The organism is Arthrobacter sp. Y3223065, from assembly GCF_059090885.1.
This window is the reverse complement of sequence record NZ_JBNHGC010000001.1, coordinates 520,067-533,562: the sequence shown is the minus strand read 5'-3', so window position 1 is coordinate 533,562 and position 13,496 is coordinate 520,067. Positions and strand designations below refer to the sequence as shown.

The following is a 13,496-nucleotide window of genomic DNA, read 5'->3' as shown; positions in this document are numbered from 1 at the left end:
ACCGGGGGGCTGGATAAAAGCCGGCGGGAACCGGGGTGCCGTCAGGCGCTCAGCTCCCGGACGGCATCATGGACGCGGATCAGGCGCCAGCGCCCGGTATCCACCTGATGGGAGAGGTCCAGGGTGCGGATTTGTGACCGGCCATTCAGCCGCGCCTGCACCCGCCAGATCTCATGGTCCACCAGCCCTGCGCCCCTGCCCCGTTCCGCGCGCAGTTCCTCCGCCCACCATTTGCGGCGTTCGTACCAACGCACCGGTTCCGCGACGATCCGGTAGCTCCTGCCCTGCCAGCGCAGCCGGAGCGGCTGTCCGGCAGGGGAACACACAACGTCAACTGCTTCACTGAAAACACCCATGTCCCAGTCGCCTTTCATCTGGACAACGGGTCATAATCCCCGGCGAGCGCCCCTGCCAACACGCCCGCCGAAGAACTTGACCCCCTTATTCTATTCGAATATGTATTCGAATCCAAGGTCAAGCGTAGGTACGGGCACTGACAAAATCGGGGCCGCAGGCCGACGGCGGTAAGCGTGCAGCGGTTCGGCGGCCGGGGGCCTGCCTAGCCGTCGTGCTCGGCGAGGTATTTCACGTCGCCGACCAGCTTGTCCCACATCAGCTTGGAGTGTTCCGCCGCTTCGGCGGTGTCGTTGTTGTCCTGCGACAGCGTGAACTCTGTCCCGCCCGGAACTTCCTCCAGCGTCCAGACGAGACGGTGGTAGTTCTCGGGTAAGTCCTCCCGGCCGGACAGCGGACTGAAGTGCGTGACGACCAGCCGCCGTCCGGGTTCGAACTCCAGCACCTGGCCCTTGTCCTCGTACGCCTCGCCCTCCCACTCACCCCGCCATCGAATGGGCCCGCCGACGCTCCAATCGGTCTGCACGTCGGTGCCGAACATAAACCCCCTGATGGCTTCGGGGTCCGTGATCACCGACCAGACACGGTCCGGCGGCGCCGCGATGGTTGCCGTCGAGCTGGCCACGTACTTTCCAGGCATTGGATCCTCCCCTGAGCCCCGCTTCGGCGGCGCTGGTCCGGCTACTCCGTCCCAGCTTCCAGCAGCCGGGGCCGGCGCACAATGACCGCGGGGATGCGAACGATGGGGCGCACCTCGTTTCCCGGCCGCCGGCCGGCGCTCATGCCGCCTCGTCGATGAGGTCGGGCCCGTTGTTGCGCACGTTGTTGACCTTCGAACTGACCCGCCGCGGGACAAGATGCGGTTCGGGCATGGCCTCCAGCAGCTGCTGCACGTCGGCTTCGGATGTCGTTTCCGGATCCAGCCAGTCCGCATAGAGGCCGGGCGGAACGATCAGCGGTGTCCGGTCATGGATATGCCCGAGCGCATCGGCCGCCTGGGTGGTGATGATGGTGCAGGTCCGCAGCCACTTCTCCGGGTGGTCTTCGGGCAGGGCAGGGTCCGGCCAGTTCTCGAACAAAGCGGCGAAAGCCAGCGTCTCTTCGTGTTCGCCGTGAAGGTAGGTCGGAATCTTGCCCTCGTCGGTCTTTTGCCATTCAAAATACCCGTCGGCAACGAGCAACCCGCGCTTCCTGGCCGCCGCCTTGCGGAACGAGGGTTTCTCCGTCACGGTCTCCATGCGTGCATTGATCAGGCGCGCGCCGGACCGGGGGTCCTTGGCCCACGGGGGCACGAGACCCCACCTGGCCAGGATGAGTTTTCTCGATATTCCCTCGCCGCCGGGTCCCTTGCGGTCGATGATCAGGGGGACGTCGTCGGTCGGTGCCACGTTGTAGGAGGGCTGGATCTCTTCAACGTAGGACTCGTCGACGTCGAACGAGGCCACCAGGTCGCCGGTGCTCCGGGCCATGACGTATCTGCCGCACATGCCTCCATTATGGTCCAGTCCCGCGGCGGAACCCCGGCGCGGGCCCGAAAAGCCGCGGCCGCCCGAGTCGGGATCTCCCGCCCGGCCGCCGCCACCGCCGGCGCCGGGAATGACCGGGCCGGGCGGGACGTTGATATGATCACAAGCTTTCACCGAAAAGGAGCCATCTTGGACTACACACCCGCTGACGGAACCGTCACCATGTTCTCCACCACCTGGTGCGGATACTGCCGCCGCCTGAAGACCCAGCTCGATGCCCAGGGCATCGGCTACACGGAAATCAACATCGAAGAGGTCCCGGGCACCGCCGAACTGGTCGAGAAGATCAACGGCGGCAACCAGACGGTACCCACCCTGCTCTTCCCGGATGGCAGCAGCGCCACCAACCCGCCGCTGGCGCTGGTCAAGGAGCGCCTGGCCGTCTAGCCAGCGCACGCTCCGCCGGTCGTCTTCGAACCGCGGGCCCAAGGGGCGCCGCAGTTTCCATAACAATCGTTTTGGAAATTGTGGCGCCCCTGTTTTCTTCCTAGGATGGGCAGGACGGTCGACGACGGCCTCGCCAGACTTCGCTAGGAAGGAATCACTCCCGCATGGTTCACAAGGTTCGGGCAGTAGTGGCCCTGGAAAAGAATGCTCCGGTCTCCATCGAAACCATCCTGGTTCCCGATCCGGGCCCGGGCGAGGCGCTGGTGGACATCCTCACCTGCGGCGTCTGCCATACCGATCTGCACTACAAGCAGGGCGGGATCAACGACGACTTCCCCTTCCTGCTCGGCCACGAAGCCACCGGCGTGGTCAGCGCCGTCGGCCCCGACGTGACCAACCTGGCCCCCGGCGACCGCGTCATCCTGAACTGGCGCGCAGTGTGCGGCGAGTGCCGGGCCTGCCGGCGCGGTGAGGCGCAGTACTGCTTCAACACCCACAACGCCACGCAGAAGATGACCCTCGAGGACGGGACCGAGCTCTCCCCCGCCCTGGGCATCGGCGCCTTTGCCGAGAAGACCCTGGTGGCCGCCGGCCAGTGCACAAAGGTGGACGACGACGTCGACCCGGCCGCGGTGGGGCTGCTCGGCTGCGGCGTGATGGCAGGCATTGGCGCGGCGATCAACACCGGCGAGGTCAAGCGCGGCGAATCCGTGGCCGTGATCGGTTGCGGCGGCGTGGGCATCGCTGCCATCGCCGGCGCGAAGCTGGCCGGCGCCACCACGATCATCGCCGTCGACATCGACGACAACAAGGTGGAGCTGGCCAAGTCGCTGGGTGCCACGCACGGCATCAACTCCAAGGAACAGGATCCGGTGGAAGCCATCCAGGCGCTCACCGGCGGCAACGGCGCCGACGTCGTGATTGAAGCCGTCGGCCGGCCGGAAACCTACAAGCAGGCCTTCTACGCCCGCGACCTCGCCGGGCGCGTGGTCCTGGTGGGAGTGCCCACGCCGGACATGAAGATTGAACTGCCGCTGCTGGACGTGTTCGGCCGCGGCGGCTCGCTGAAGTCCTCCTGGTACGGCGACTGCCTGCCGTCCCGCGACTTCCCCATGCTGGTCAGCCACTACAAGCAGGGCAATCTGGACCTGGATGCCTTCGTGAGCGAGCGCATCGGGCTGGACCAGGTGGAAGAGGCCTTCCAGAAGATGCACGAAGGCAAGGTCCTGCGTTCGGTGGTGGAAGTAGCATGAGCGTGGCAATCGAAAACCTGGTCACCTCGGGCACGTTCTCGCTGGACGGCGGCACCTGGGACGTGGACAACAACGTCTGGATCGTCGGTGACGGCGACGAGGTCGTCGTCATCGACCCGGCACACGATCCGCAGGCCATTGCCAATGCCGTCGGCTCCCGGACGGTGAAGGCCATCCTGCTCACGCACGGTCACGACGACCATATCCGCGCCGTCGGTGAATTCCGGGACCTGGTGAAGGCACCGGTCTACCTGCACGACGCAGACCGGATGCTCTGGGACGCCGTCTTCCCGGACAGCGCACCCGACCACGCAATCGAGGACGGCGATACCTTCGAGATCGCGGGGGCGCGGTTGCAGGCCCTCCACACCCCCGGCCACTCCCCCGGATCGGTCTGTTTCCACCTGGCATCGGAGAACGTGCTGTTCAGCGGCGATACGTTGTTCAACGGCGGTCCGGGAGCCACCGGCCGCAGCTACTCCAGTTTCGAGACGATCATCGAGTCGATCAAGGGCAGGCTGCTGACGCTGCCGGCCGAGACTACGGTGAACACCGGCCACGGCGATGCCACCAGCATCGGCGCCGAGGCTCCGCAGCTCGACGAATGGATTGCCCGCGGCCACTGAGTAGGTCCGTGCACAGTCCACCTGCACCGCCCGTGCCCCGCCGGATTCCGGTTCGGGTGCGGGCGGTGTGCTGTCCGGGGTCTGCTCCGGCCGCCGGCGGCGGCGCACTTCCGCTGGCGACGACGGTGCGGCCGGCCGATCAGCCGCCAATGTAGTGCATCTCGACCCTTTGCCCGGGCCAGCCGGTGGCCGGGGGCGCCTCGCGCGGCCCTCGACCGGTCCCGTCTTTGGCTGCGACGCCCTCGGTGGCCGCGCTGCGCAGTTCGGAGTAGCGGTCCGAGCGGCCCCGCCAGACGCCGGACAGCACGCGCCCCAGTTCGTCGTCGTCCGCGCCGCCGCGCAGCAGGGCGCGCAGATCTGTTCCGCCGGTGCCGAAGAGGCAGGTGAACAGCTTCCCGTCGGTGCTCAGCCGGGCGCGGGTGCAGCCGTGGCAGAACGCCTGCGTGACGCTGGAGATGGTCCCGATTTCGCCGCCGCCATCGCGGTACCTGAAGCGTGTGGCCGTCTCGCCGGCGTAGCGGGGCGCCAGCGGTTCCAGGGGAAGGTCGGCATCGATCCGCCGCACAATCTCGGCCGACGGGATCACCTGCTCCAGGTTCCAGCCGTTGGTCGAGCCCACATCCATGTACTCGATGAACCTGACGATGTGGGGTGTCCCGTGGAAGTGGCGCGCCATAGCCAGGACGCCGCCGTCGTTCTGGCCGCGCTTGACCACCACGTTGACCTTGACCGGGCCCAGCCCGACGGCGGCCGCGGCCTCGATGGCCTCGAGCACGGCGGCGACGGGATAGTCGACGTCGTTCATGGCGCGGAAGGTGGCGTCGTCAACCGAATCCAGCGAGACGGTCACCCGGGACAGCCCCGCCGCCTTGAGCGCCTCCGCCTTACCGGCGAGCGCCGAGCCGTTGGTCGTCATCGCCAGGTCCAGCGGACGGCCTTCGGGCGTGCGGAGTTCGGCCAGCCCGGCGATCAGGTCTTCGATCCCCCGCCGCAGCAGCGGTTCGCCGCCGGTCAGCCGGAGCTTTTCCACTCCTTCCGCGGCCGCGATCCGGGCCACCCGGACGATCTCGTCGAAGGTCAGCAGCTGGTCCTTGGGCAGGAACACGAAGTCGCGTCCGAATACTTCCTTGGGCATGCAGTAGACGCAGCGGAAGTTGCACCGGTCGGTGACGGAGATCCGCAGATCCCGCAGGGGCCGGCCCAGTGCGTCGTTGAGGGTGTGCGGACCGTGCTGCGCTGGCCCGTCCATGGTGTGCCTCCGCTGCCGGGACTCGAGGTCCCCTCCAGACTAGGCTGGCCGGGCGTCGACTACAACGGGGCCGGTTCCGGGACCCGCAGGCGCGCCAGCAGGTCGGGAAACGCTCCGTCCGCCACGTCTGCGTAGCCGGCGTACGCGGCCCGCAGCGCCTGCTCCACCGGGTCCACGCCGAGGCCGGGCAGCAGGTCCTCGGCCGCGCCGGCCGTCGCCGGATCCCATTCCAGGCCGAGTGCGTCATAACTGGCCGTGAGCACCTCGCGCAGCGGCGCCGAGTCCTCCACCACCACGACGGAGGAAAACAGCCAGGCACCGGCGACGACCCGCTGCGCGGTGCCCACCAGCTTGATCCGGCGCAGGGGATCAACCGGGAACGCGCCGTGGATACTGAACTCTCCCGGGCAGTACTCCCCCGGGATTTCGCCGACGCCGGCCTGCAGCCCGGTCGCGCGCAAACCGCCGGCGATGAGCTCACCGAACCGGCCGAAACGCTGCTTCGCGCCGGCAATGGCGTCGGCCAGCGGCTCCACATGGTCCAGCACCAGGCAGCCGTGGTGGTACGCCGCGGCACGGCCGCCCGCCTTGCGCACCAGCGGTTCGAATCCAAGGTCGCGGCAGCGGCGGGCTGCCTCCTGGAAGCCGGGCAGGTGTGCGTCCCGCTGCCCGAACGCCACCGTGGGTGCCGGGCGGTAGACGCGCACGGTAGCGCCGAGCCGTCCCTGCTTGGCCGCGGCCAGCAGCTCCAGTCCAAACTGCAGGTCCGCCTCCGCGCCGAAAGAATCCGGCTGGCGGACCCAGTCAAGCCCGCCAAGGCCCTGCGCTGACTGCTCCAAAGTGATGCCTGCTTCCTGAACCTGCTGATCCGCGCCGCCGGTCCCGGCGGATGCCCCTGCCATTTTACGGTCCGGGGCCGTAAAGTGCCGTCCGCGCCGAGCCCGGGCATTCGAGGACCTTGCCACGGTGCCGGACACGGAATAATAGCCCTGTGACTTCTCCCCAAACCCCGCTCGTGCTGCTCGGCGGCGTCTCCGGTTCCGGTAAGTCCTACCTGGCAGCGCGGTTCGGCCGTCCGCATGTGGAGCTCGACGCGTTTTATCGGGAGATCAGCGAGCACACCGGCGCGTCCCCCATGCCGCTGACCCCGTACGGGGAAATCGACTGGGACCATGCCGACACCTGGAACAGCGGCGCCGCGGCCGGCGCCATGATGGAACTGCTGGAGACCGGCAGCACCCGGATCCCCAACTACTCCATCGCCACCTCCAGCTACAGCGGGCACCGCACCGTGGAACTCGCGGAGGGGCCGGTGATTGCCGAGGGCATCTTCGCCGACGCCGTGCTCGGTCGGCTGCGCGGCCTCGGGGCGGAGGTGGACCCCGTCTTCATCAGGGTCTCCCCCATCACGACGGCGGTGCGCCGCCTGGTGCGCGACCTGCGGGAGCACCGCAAACCGCTGCCGTTCCTGCTCAAGCGGGGCTGGGCGATCTTCCGTTCCGAGCGCGCAGTGCGCGACCGTTATGTGGCGGCCGGTTTTCGCCCTGTCGCCAAGCGGCAGGTGAAGAGGGAGCTGGCCGCCCTGCGCCGGACACCGGCCGCCCAGCGGAAGTAGCCCGCCAACCTATTGAAGCAGCGCCCCTGACTATTCGGTCACATCCCACATCCGGCGCCACCATGGCCGCTTGGGCTCAGGCTCCGGTACCTCGCGTGCCGCCGCGGCTGCCCTGGCTGCCCGGCGTTCGCGCCAGCGTTCCAGTTCATACTCCACGTCCCGCGTTTTGGTGATCACGGGCGGACCGCCCTGCAGTTGGCGCCGCGCGTTGACCACCCTGGCGTTGAAATCCACCAGGATTTCGCGCACCCGCCGGTCCGATATCTGCTGGTCCAGCCGTCCGTCCAACTCGGCGTCCTCGGTGCGCAGCAGCAGGGCTTCGGGGCCCAGCCCCGTGAGGTTCTCGCGCTCGATCAGCCCCTTGAGCCACCAGTCGGGGTCGTACCCGTTGCCCAGGTTGGGGATGGGCTTGCCGGCGTATTTCAGGTCATCGAACTCCCCGCGGGCCATGGCCTCCCGGATCAGGTAGTCCGCGCGCCGGGAGGTGTCCAGCTCCCGGATTTTCCGGTGCTTCTCCTCTTCGGCCTCGGCCCGCTCCTCTTCCTCCGCGTCGGCCGGCCCGCGCTCCCGTGAAGCCCGCAACTCCGCGGCGCGTTCCATCCGCCGGCCGTTGTCACCCGCCCTACTATTCACTCGTCCGACACCGCCTCCAGTACGACCTGCCCGGATGCTCAGCCACCGGGCCGTTTTTGACATTTTCCCAGCCCGGTTACCGGGCAGCAATGCGTCCCCGCCCTTCATGCGGCCGTTCGACGGGTCTGCGACCGCGCCGGGTGCGGCCACTCCGCGCCGGTCCGCGCCGGTCCGCGCCGGGCCCCTTCCCAACCGTGGCCGCCGGAGCCTTCGCAATGGCAGACTCGGCGGCATGCGCGAATTTGTTGTCCTGGGCACCGCCTCGCAGGTCCCGACCCGGACCCGCAACCACAACGGCTACCTCCTGCGGTGGGACGGCGAGGGCATGCTGTTCGACCCGGGTGAGGGAACGCAACGGCAGATGATCCTGGCCGGGGTTTCGGCCAGCCGGATCACACGCATCTGCCTCACGCATGTGCACGGCGACCACTGCTACGGACTGCCCGGCGTGCTCTCGCGCATGGTTTTGGACGGCGTGGAGCATCCGGTCCACCTGCACTATCCGGCCTCCGGCGGGGACGTGGTCCGGGGTCTGGTCTCGCTAGCCTCCCCGGGACTTGACCTGCGCCTGCACCCGCACGGCGGCGCCGGGGCCATAGCCGACGGCCTCGAGGTGCGTCCGCTGGACCACCGGATCGAGGCCTACGGGTACCGGCTGGTCGAACCCGACGACCGCACCCTGCTGCCCGACCGGCTGGCGGCGGCCGGGGTTTCCGGCCCCGACGTCGGCCGCCTGCAGCGGGAAGGAACCTTGAATGGGGTGCGGCTGGAGGAGGTCAGCGTGCCCCGGCCGGGACAGCGTTTCGCCTTCGTGATGGACACCGCGCTCTGCGCCGGGGCGGAGGAACTCGCCGATGGCGCTGACCTGCTCGTGGCGGAGTCCACCTTCAGCGACGACGACGGAGCTCTGGCAGTTCGGCACCGCCACCTCACCGCTGGACAGGCGGGTGAACTCGCTGCCGGCGGCGGCGTGGGCACGCTGGTGCTCACCCATTTCTCCTCGCGCTACGCCGACCTGGTCCCGCTCGAGGCCCAGGCGAAGGCCCGCGCCGGAGGGGCAGAGGTGGTTGCGGCCAAGGACCTGGACCTGGTCCCGTTTCCCCCACGCCGGCGGACTGGTCCTCGGTGATAACCCACCGATATGCCCTGTTTCGGGCTGGCGGCCTGTTTTCCTGTCGGCTCGAACGGGTTACGGTGGCAACCTAGGCGCAAACTGGATCACCGATCGAAGGAGGCTGCTATGAGCGAGCAGAACCGTCCGGAAGACGAACAGAACCTGCCGGATCCCGAACTGAACATTCAGGGTGAAGACCCGGTCATCCCGGATGAGGGCGCCGACGCGGTCCCGCCGGAACTTGTTGACGCCGGGATCGATACGGACTCCGAACGTCCCGTGGACGAGACTCTGTCCGACCCGCTCGAAGGCGGGATGGCGGATGACCGGCTTGGAGCCCCACTGGAGGATTTCGACCCGGATGAATCGCCGAGCCAGTAGGCACAAATGAAGCCCCGCAGATTTACTGCGGGGCTTCATTTATCCCGTACGGTTTCGGCTACGTGGTTCGGTCGCTGGCTGGTTCTTCCACTGTTGACTTGTCAAGGAAGGCAATCACTTCGGAGTCATCAGTCTTCGTCCAGGTTTCGCGCCCGGTGTCCTTGTCTTCGCGGCGGGTTTCCGGCGTATTCGCCGCTTCCTTGCGGAAGCCCCAGCGGGAATCCTTATTCGAGGCGTAGCACATCACGAACCTCCTTCGTGTCGGTCCTTTAATCGTCCTCCCCTCAGCGGCGGATGCCAAGGGCCGCTCGCGCGCGGATTCATGCACAGTGAGGGTCCGCCCTTCGTCTACGGCCGCGACGATGGTGACAGGCGTCCCTGAAAGACTAGAGTCTCGTCCATGGCGGCCGAGCAGAAGACAGCGCTCAATAATGGTGTGTGGATAGACCGGCTCGGCTTCGGCACGGCCAGAATCCCCCCTCCGGAGACCGCCGGGCTTTGCTATCGCGCTTTGGAGGCCGGTTTCCGCCATATCGATACCGCGGCACTGTATGGCAACGAGCAGGGGGTGGGTGAGGCCGTCCGCAAATACACGGCCAGCGGGCTGGCCTCCCGCGAGGAAATCTTTGTCACCACCAAGGTTTACAACCATAACCACGGCCATGACCGGGCGCTCCGAGCCTTTGAAGATTCCGACCGGCAACTGGGACTCGACTACATCGACCTGTATTTGATCCACTGGCCCCAACCCAAGCGTGGTCTGTTTGTGGAAACTTACAGGGCGCTTGAGCGCCTCTACCGTGAGGGGCGCGTTCGGGCGGTGGGCGTTTCGAACTTCCTCCCAAAACATCTCGAACAGCTGCTTCAACACACCGAAATCGTCCCGACGGTCAACCAGATCGAGTTGCACCCGTGGTTCCAACAAGCGGAACTGCGGGAATTCAACGCCGCGCACGGCATCCGCACCGTGGCCTGGAGTCCCCTGGCCCGGGGAGCAGCGCTGAAGGATCCTATCGTGGTGGACCTGGCCCGCGATCTGGGCAAAACCCCTGCACAGGTGGTCCTGCGCTGGCATCTGCAGCTGGGCAATATTGCCATCCCCAAAGCCACCGGTCCCCGGATTCCGGAGAACTTCGATGTCTGGGACTTCACGCTGGACAACGCCGCCATGGAGCGCCTGGCCAGCCTCGACCGCCGGGACGGCCGGATCGGTTCCCACCCTGATCAGATCAACTGAGACGAGGAGTTGCTGTCGGCGCGCGGGAACGAGACCGCGTCCGTCTCGGCTCATCGGAGCCGGTAGGCCATGTCCGCGGTTGGGTACCGGCTCATCGACCGGCAGTTGCAGCGGTCAGCGCACACTCAGCAATTCGACAATGACGTCGAGGGCTTTGGTGAGCTGAAGACCGCTGGGGGCGCCGTAACCGATGACGAGGGAGAAGACCCAGGAGGCGGCCACACCCGGTGGAGAGCCGATGCTTGCCAGGGACGTTTAGGGCAGACTGGTGGCGTGAGCGGAATCCCGTGGGTGCTGCACGTCGATCTCGACCAGTTCATCGCTGCGGTCGAAGTGCTCAGGCGGCCGGAGCTTGCGGGCAAGCCGATCATTGTCGGCGGTCGGGGCGACCCCACGGAACGGGCTGTGGTCTCGACCGCATCCTACGAAGCCAGGGCGTTCGGCGTGGGTTCCGGAATGCCCTTACGCACGGCGGCCCGGAAAGTGCCCGATGCCGTCATCCTCCCCGTTGATCACGAGGCGTACCTCGCGGCGTCCGAAACGGTGATGACTACGCTGCGCGCGCAGCCCGGCGCCACCGTGCAGGTGCTGGGCTGGGATGAAGCATTTGTCGGCGTCGAAACAGAGAATCCGGAAGCCTACGCCCGGCAGGTGCAGGCCGCTGTACTGGAGCGAACGCAGCTGCATTGCAGCGTGGGCATCGGCGACACTTTGGTCCGCGCCAAGGTCGCCACCGGTTTCGGCAAGCCGGCCGGCGTCTTCCGTCTCACTGCCGGGAACTGGCTCGACGTCATGGGCGGGCGGCCCACCAAGGACCTGTGGGGCGTCGGCACCAAAGTGTCCGGCCGGCTGGCCAAGCTCGGCATCAACACCGTCGCCGAGCTCGCCGCGTCCGACCCTCAGGACCTGGTCCCGGAGTTCGGCCCCAAGATGGGTCCTTGGTACGCGGAGCTCGGACGCGGGGACGGCGCCAACGTTGTGGACGACACCCCGTGGGTTGCCCGCGGGCACAGCCGGGAGACCACCTTCCAGCGGGACCTGACCGAGCCCGCCCAAGTGGACGAGGCCGTCAGGGAGCTGACAACGCGTGTCCTTGAGGATGTTGTGGCCGAAGGACGGCCCGTCGTCGGGCTGACCCTCAAGGTTCGGTACGCACCGTTCTTCACCAAAACCCATGCGAGGAAGATTCCCGAGACATTCGACCGGCACGAAATCCTTGCGCGGGCCCTGGACCTCGCAGCCGGAATCGAAGCGGGCCGTCCCATCCGACTCCTAGGCCTGCGGGCCGAAATGGCAATGCCCGACGACACCCGAAAGGGACACACGCCGACGCGCGGCGGTTGGTGACGCCGGCGCTCGCCTTGTTGGCGACTATTTAGGCGTGAAGACGGCAGCCGTTGCAGCCTCTGGGCTTAGCGACCCCGTTCGAAGCGATCACCGTACTGCCGACAACGATGCAGACGTCCTCGTCAGGCCGGGACGCATTGACCCCGTTCCCGGGGTGCTGCCAAACTTGTGCGCATTGCACGTCTGGTTCAAAGGAGACCCTCATGGCACCCATGATCCGCAAGAGTCTAAACGAGCCCGAAGAAACCCGGCCTTTCGAGGACGGCAAAGGAAAGCTGGATTTGATCAATCTCGAGGCAGGCGCCGTCGGGCGGGCGGTTTTCGAGCCCGGTTGGCAGTGGTCCAAGCACGTGAAACCCATTGCTAAGACGGACAGCTGTCAGGTGGCCCATACCGGCTATGTGTTGTCCGGACGACTCAAGATCGTCATGGACGACGGGGAGGAAAACGAGTTCACCGTCGGCGACTATATGTCCGTCCCGCCAGGTCACGATGCATGGGTCGTAGGAGATGAGCAATGCGTGGTCGTTGATTGGCAAGGATTCAGCGACTACGCCAAGCGACAGGACTAAGAGCGTCATCTCCAGTCGCCGCACCTGGCACGACTGACGGCCCCTCTGGGGTCGCCTCTTTCCGTCGACCACCAGAAGCACAAGACAGGCTAAATCCCCCGAATACAGGCGTCCTGGGCTCGCCGCCGCCAAGACACGGTTGAACCTCGGCGTCCTCCTACCCAAAGTCCGGAGAGGAGGACGTGTTACTTCTCGGCCGCCTCATCCAGCATTTCGCACACATCGTGAACGTGCCGAGTGGTGTTCATCACGATATCTACCGAAATTGGCTCCATCACCTCCGGATCCTCAGAGAGTTGAATATGGAAGGCCAGCCACCCCCGCTCGAAGTACAAGAATTCGGGTAGGCCTTCTTCTTCCAGCGCCGCGGCATCAGCGGGGCTTATGGGGTAAATGATCGAGGCACCCTTGAGCGAGTCGACGATGGTTAACTGATCGGCCGAGAAGTATTGGAAGCCCGGTCCGGAGACGTCGAGTTCGTCGATGAAGGCACCGTCCGAGGCGCGCGTCAGGTCCACGGTGGCATCGCCCCGGAACTTCACCAGTGTTGACCCGTTCTGCCTAACCCGGGCTTTGTAGTGGACTTCCCGAACGTCTCCGGATTCCAGGGTGACGGTCGTGCCGCATGCCTCGATCTCTATTGGAGCGTAGTAATCGTCGGGGACCGGTAGATAGTGCCCCCCCGTGTCCTCGGGCGGCCACTGGGTGGGGGTTTCCTCTTGGGGCGTTGCAATGGCCGGCGCGGTCCCCGCGACGAGGGCGAGAGCAATGAAAATGGGCAGGCGCAGTGTTTTCTTGATGGTCATGATGAGACTCCTGGCGTGGCAGGAGGGCTGGTCGCTCGTCCTGCGCGGATATCCGTTGGTTGCCGTAGTGGCGACAGGTCCGTTGAGAGAACCACGGTCCCTGCGTTCCTTCCCCCAGCCAGGCGCACAGTGCCCCCAACGTACGTCTGCGGTTTCCGACTGTCAACGGGTTCTGGCGCAGTCCCACTACCCTCTTGAATAGAGGGTGTATTGAACCCGTTGAAGATGAAATGTACCGTTTCTCCCAGTTTCGAATGGGATATCAGGAGGCAGGCGAAAACGTCACACCTACGGGTGGGAATAGGGGCGGAAGCAATGTCGATGCTCAGATTAAGGTTATTTCCCGCACCAAATTCCTCCAGTGCTTGCCCAAGGCGCCAATCGTTGACGGAACGA

The 13,496-nt window shown here is 66.3% G+C and carries 17 protein-coding genes; 9 read left to right on the top strand and 8 right to left on the bottom strand.

What is annotated here, in order from left to right:
• Positions 1-41: 41 nt before the first annotated feature.
• From AC5RUK_RS02425 to AC5RUK_RS02415, 3 genes are all read right to left on the bottom strand, one after another.
• Positions 42-356, bottom strand: coding sequence for a DUF6504 family protein (locus AC5RUK_RS02425; RefSeq protein ID WP_493977563.1), 315 nt, complete (start codon positions 354-356; stop codon positions 42-44).
• A 203-nt stretch (positions 357-559) separates the two neighbouring features.
• Entirely contained in the window at positions 560-994 is a 435-nt protein-coding gene (locus AC5RUK_RS02420; protein ID WP_493987092.1) for an SRPBCC family protein, read from the bottom strand.
• A gap of 139 nt (positions 995-1,133) precedes the next feature.
• On the bottom strand, positions 1,134-1,841 hold the full coding sequence (locus AC5RUK_RS02415; RefSeq protein ID WP_493987091.1) for an SOS response-associated peptidase: 708 nt from the start codon (positions 1,839-1,841) through the stop codon (positions 1,134-1,136).
• 168 nt (positions 1,842-2,009) lie between these two features.
• Between AC5RUK_RS02415 and AC5RUK_RS02410 the strand changes: the two genes are divergently transcribed.
• The 3 genes from AC5RUK_RS02410 to AC5RUK_RS02400 all read left to right on the top strand — a co-directional run bounded on the left by AC5RUK_RS02410 (position 2,010) and on the right by AC5RUK_RS02400 (position 4,146).
• A complete protein-coding gene (locus tag AC5RUK_RS02410; protein ID WP_493987090.1) occupies positions 2,010-2,267 on the top strand; it encodes a mycoredoxin in 258 nt (85 codons plus the stop codon).
• A 164-nt stretch (positions 2,268-2,431) separates the two neighbouring features.
• On the top strand, positions 2,432-3,520 hold the full coding sequence (locus AC5RUK_RS02405; RefSeq protein WP_493987089.1) for an S-(hydroxymethyl)mycothiol dehydrogenase: 1,089 nt from the start codon (positions 2,432-2,434) through the stop codon (positions 3,518-3,520).
• The gene (locus AC5RUK_RS02400) at positions 3,517-4,146 is read left to right on the top strand and encodes an MBL fold metallo-hydrolase (protein WP_493987088.1); all 630 of its coding nucleotides are present in this window, start codon (positions 3,517-3,519) and stop codon (positions 4,144-4,146) included. The genes AC5RUK_RS02405 and AC5RUK_RS02400 overlap by 4 nt, the downstream gene beginning before the upstream one ends.
• A 139-nt stretch (positions 4,147-4,285) precedes the next feature.
• Here AC5RUK_RS02400 and moaA read toward each other — a convergent pair whose 3' ends face one another.
• A complete protein-coding gene (gene moaA, locus AC5RUK_RS02395; RefSeq protein WP_494151284.1) occupies positions 4,286-5,395 on the bottom strand; it encodes a GTP 3',8-cyclase MoaA in 1,110 nt (369 codons plus the stop codon).
• A gap of 59 nt (positions 5,396-5,454) precedes the next feature.
• Positions 5,455-6,234, bottom strand: a complete 780-nt coding sequence (locus tag AC5RUK_RS02390) for a lipoate--protein ligase family protein (protein WP_494108996.1) — start codon at positions 6,232-6,234, stop codon at positions 5,455-5,457.
• A gap of 152 nt (positions 6,235-6,386) precedes the next feature.
• Between AC5RUK_RS02390 and AC5RUK_RS02385 the strand changes: the two genes are divergently transcribed.
• Positions 6,387-7,010, top strand: coding sequence for a uridine kinase family protein (locus tag AC5RUK_RS02385; RefSeq protein ID WP_493987086.1), 624 nt, complete (start codon positions 6,387-6,389; stop codon positions 7,008-7,010).
• Between the two features lie 30 nt (positions 7,011-7,040).
• Here the strand turns inward: AC5RUK_RS02385 and AC5RUK_RS02380 are convergent, their stop codons facing one another.
• Entirely contained in the window at positions 7,041-7,610 is a 570-nt protein-coding gene (locus AC5RUK_RS02380; RefSeq protein ID WP_494151283.1) for a DnaJ family domain-containing protein, read from the bottom strand.
• A 265-nt stretch (positions 7,611-7,875) separates the two neighbouring features.
• On the opposite strand from AC5RUK_RS02380, the gene AC5RUK_RS02375 reads away from it, so the two are divergent.
• On the top strand, positions 7,876-8,772 hold the full coding sequence (locus AC5RUK_RS02375) for a ribonuclease Z (protein WP_494151282.1): 897 nt from the start codon (positions 7,876-7,878) through the stop codon (positions 8,770-8,772).
• 111 nt (positions 8,773-8,883) lie between these two features.
• Complete coding sequence (locus AC5RUK_RS02370; RefSeq protein WP_493987083.1) at positions 8,884-9,138, top strand: hypothetical protein; 255 nt, start codon at positions 8,884-8,886, stop codon at positions 9,136-9,138.
• Positions 9,139-9,196: 58 nt separating this feature from the next.
• Here AC5RUK_RS02370 and AC5RUK_RS02365 read toward each other — a convergent pair whose 3' ends face one another.
• A complete protein-coding gene (locus tag AC5RUK_RS02365) occupies positions 9,197-9,385 on the bottom strand; it encodes a hypothetical protein (protein ID WP_494108876.1) in 189 nt (62 codons plus the stop codon).
• A gap of 153 nt (positions 9,386-9,538) precedes the next feature.
• On the opposite strand from AC5RUK_RS02365, the gene AC5RUK_RS02360 reads away from it, so the two are divergent.
• From AC5RUK_RS02360 to AC5RUK_RS02350, 3 genes are all read left to right on the top strand, one after another.
• Positions 9,539-10,375, top strand: a complete 837-nt coding sequence (locus tag AC5RUK_RS02360; RefSeq protein WP_494151281.1) for an aldo/keto reductase — start codon at positions 9,539-9,541, stop codon at positions 10,373-10,375.
• A gap of 273 nt (positions 10,376-10,648) precedes the next feature.
• A complete protein-coding gene (locus tag AC5RUK_RS02355) occupies positions 10,649-11,722 on the top strand; it encodes a DNA polymerase IV (RefSeq protein WP_494151280.1) in 1,074 nt (357 codons plus the stop codon).
• Between the two features lie 203 nt (positions 11,723-11,925).
• On the top strand, positions 11,926-12,294 hold the full coding sequence (locus AC5RUK_RS02350) for a cupin domain-containing protein (protein WP_493987076.1): 369 nt from the start codon (positions 11,926-11,928) through the stop codon (positions 12,292-12,294).
• Positions 12,295-12,479: 185 nt separating this feature from the next.
• Here the strand turns inward: AC5RUK_RS02350 and AC5RUK_RS02345 are convergent, their stop codons facing one another.
• A complete protein-coding gene (locus AC5RUK_RS02345; RefSeq protein ID WP_494108873.1) occupies positions 12,480-13,100 on the bottom strand; it encodes a hypothetical protein in 621 nt (206 codons plus the stop codon).
• Between the last annotated feature and the right edge of the window lie 396 nt (positions 13,101-13,496).

What these genes read in the sequence shown, in the direction of transcription:
- AC5RUK_RS02425 (WP_493977563.1), bottom strand. Translation starts at nt 356, where the DNA reads ATGGGTGTTTTCAGTGAAGCAGTTGACGTTGTGTGTTCCCCTGCCGGA.
- AC5RUK_RS02420 (WP_493987092.1), bottom strand. Translation starts at nt 994, where the DNA reads ATGCCTGGAAAGTACGTGGCCAGCTCGACGGCAACCATCGCGGCGCCG.
- AC5RUK_RS02415 (WP_493987091.1), bottom strand. Translation starts at nt 1,841, where the DNA reads ATGTGCGGCAGATACGTCATGGCCCGGAGCACCGGCGACCTGGTGGCC.
- AC5RUK_RS02405 (WP_493987089.1), top strand. Translation starts at nt 2,432, where the DNA reads ATGGTTCACAAGGTTCGGGCAGTAGTGGCCCTGGAAAAGAATGCTCCG.
- AC5RUK_RS02400 (WP_493987088.1), top strand. Translation starts at nt 3,517, where the DNA reads ATGAGCGTGGCAATCGAAAACCTGGTCACCTCGGGCACGTTCTCGCTG.
- moaA (WP_494151284.1), bottom strand. Translation starts at nt 5,395, where the DNA reads ATGGACGGGCCAGCGCAGCACGGTCCGCACACCCTCAACGACGCACTG.
- AC5RUK_RS02380 (WP_494151283.1), bottom strand. Translation starts at nt 7,610, where the DNA reads ATGGAACGCGCCGCGGAGTTGCGGGCTTCACGGGAGCGCGGGCCGGCC.
- AC5RUK_RS02375 (WP_494151282.1), top strand. Translation starts at nt 7,876, where the DNA reads ATGCGCGAATTTGTTGTCCTGGGCACCGCCTCGCAGGTCCCGACCCGG.
- AC5RUK_RS02370 (WP_493987083.1), top strand. Translation starts at nt 8,884, where the DNA reads ATGAGCGAGCAGAACCGTCCGGAAGACGAACAGAACCTGCCGGATCCC.
- AC5RUK_RS02360 (WP_494151281.1), top strand. Translation starts at nt 9,539, where the DNA reads ATGGCGGCCGAGCAGAAGACAGCGCTCAATAATGGTGTGTGGATAGAC.
- AC5RUK_RS02350 (WP_493987076.1), top strand. Translation starts at nt 11,926, where the DNA reads ATGGCACCCATGATCCGCAAGAGTCTAAACGAGCCCGAAGAAACCCGG.
- AC5RUK_RS02345 (WP_494108873.1), bottom strand. Translation starts at nt 13,100, where the DNA reads ATGACCATCAAGAAAACACTGCGCCTGCCCATTTTCATTGCTCTCGCC.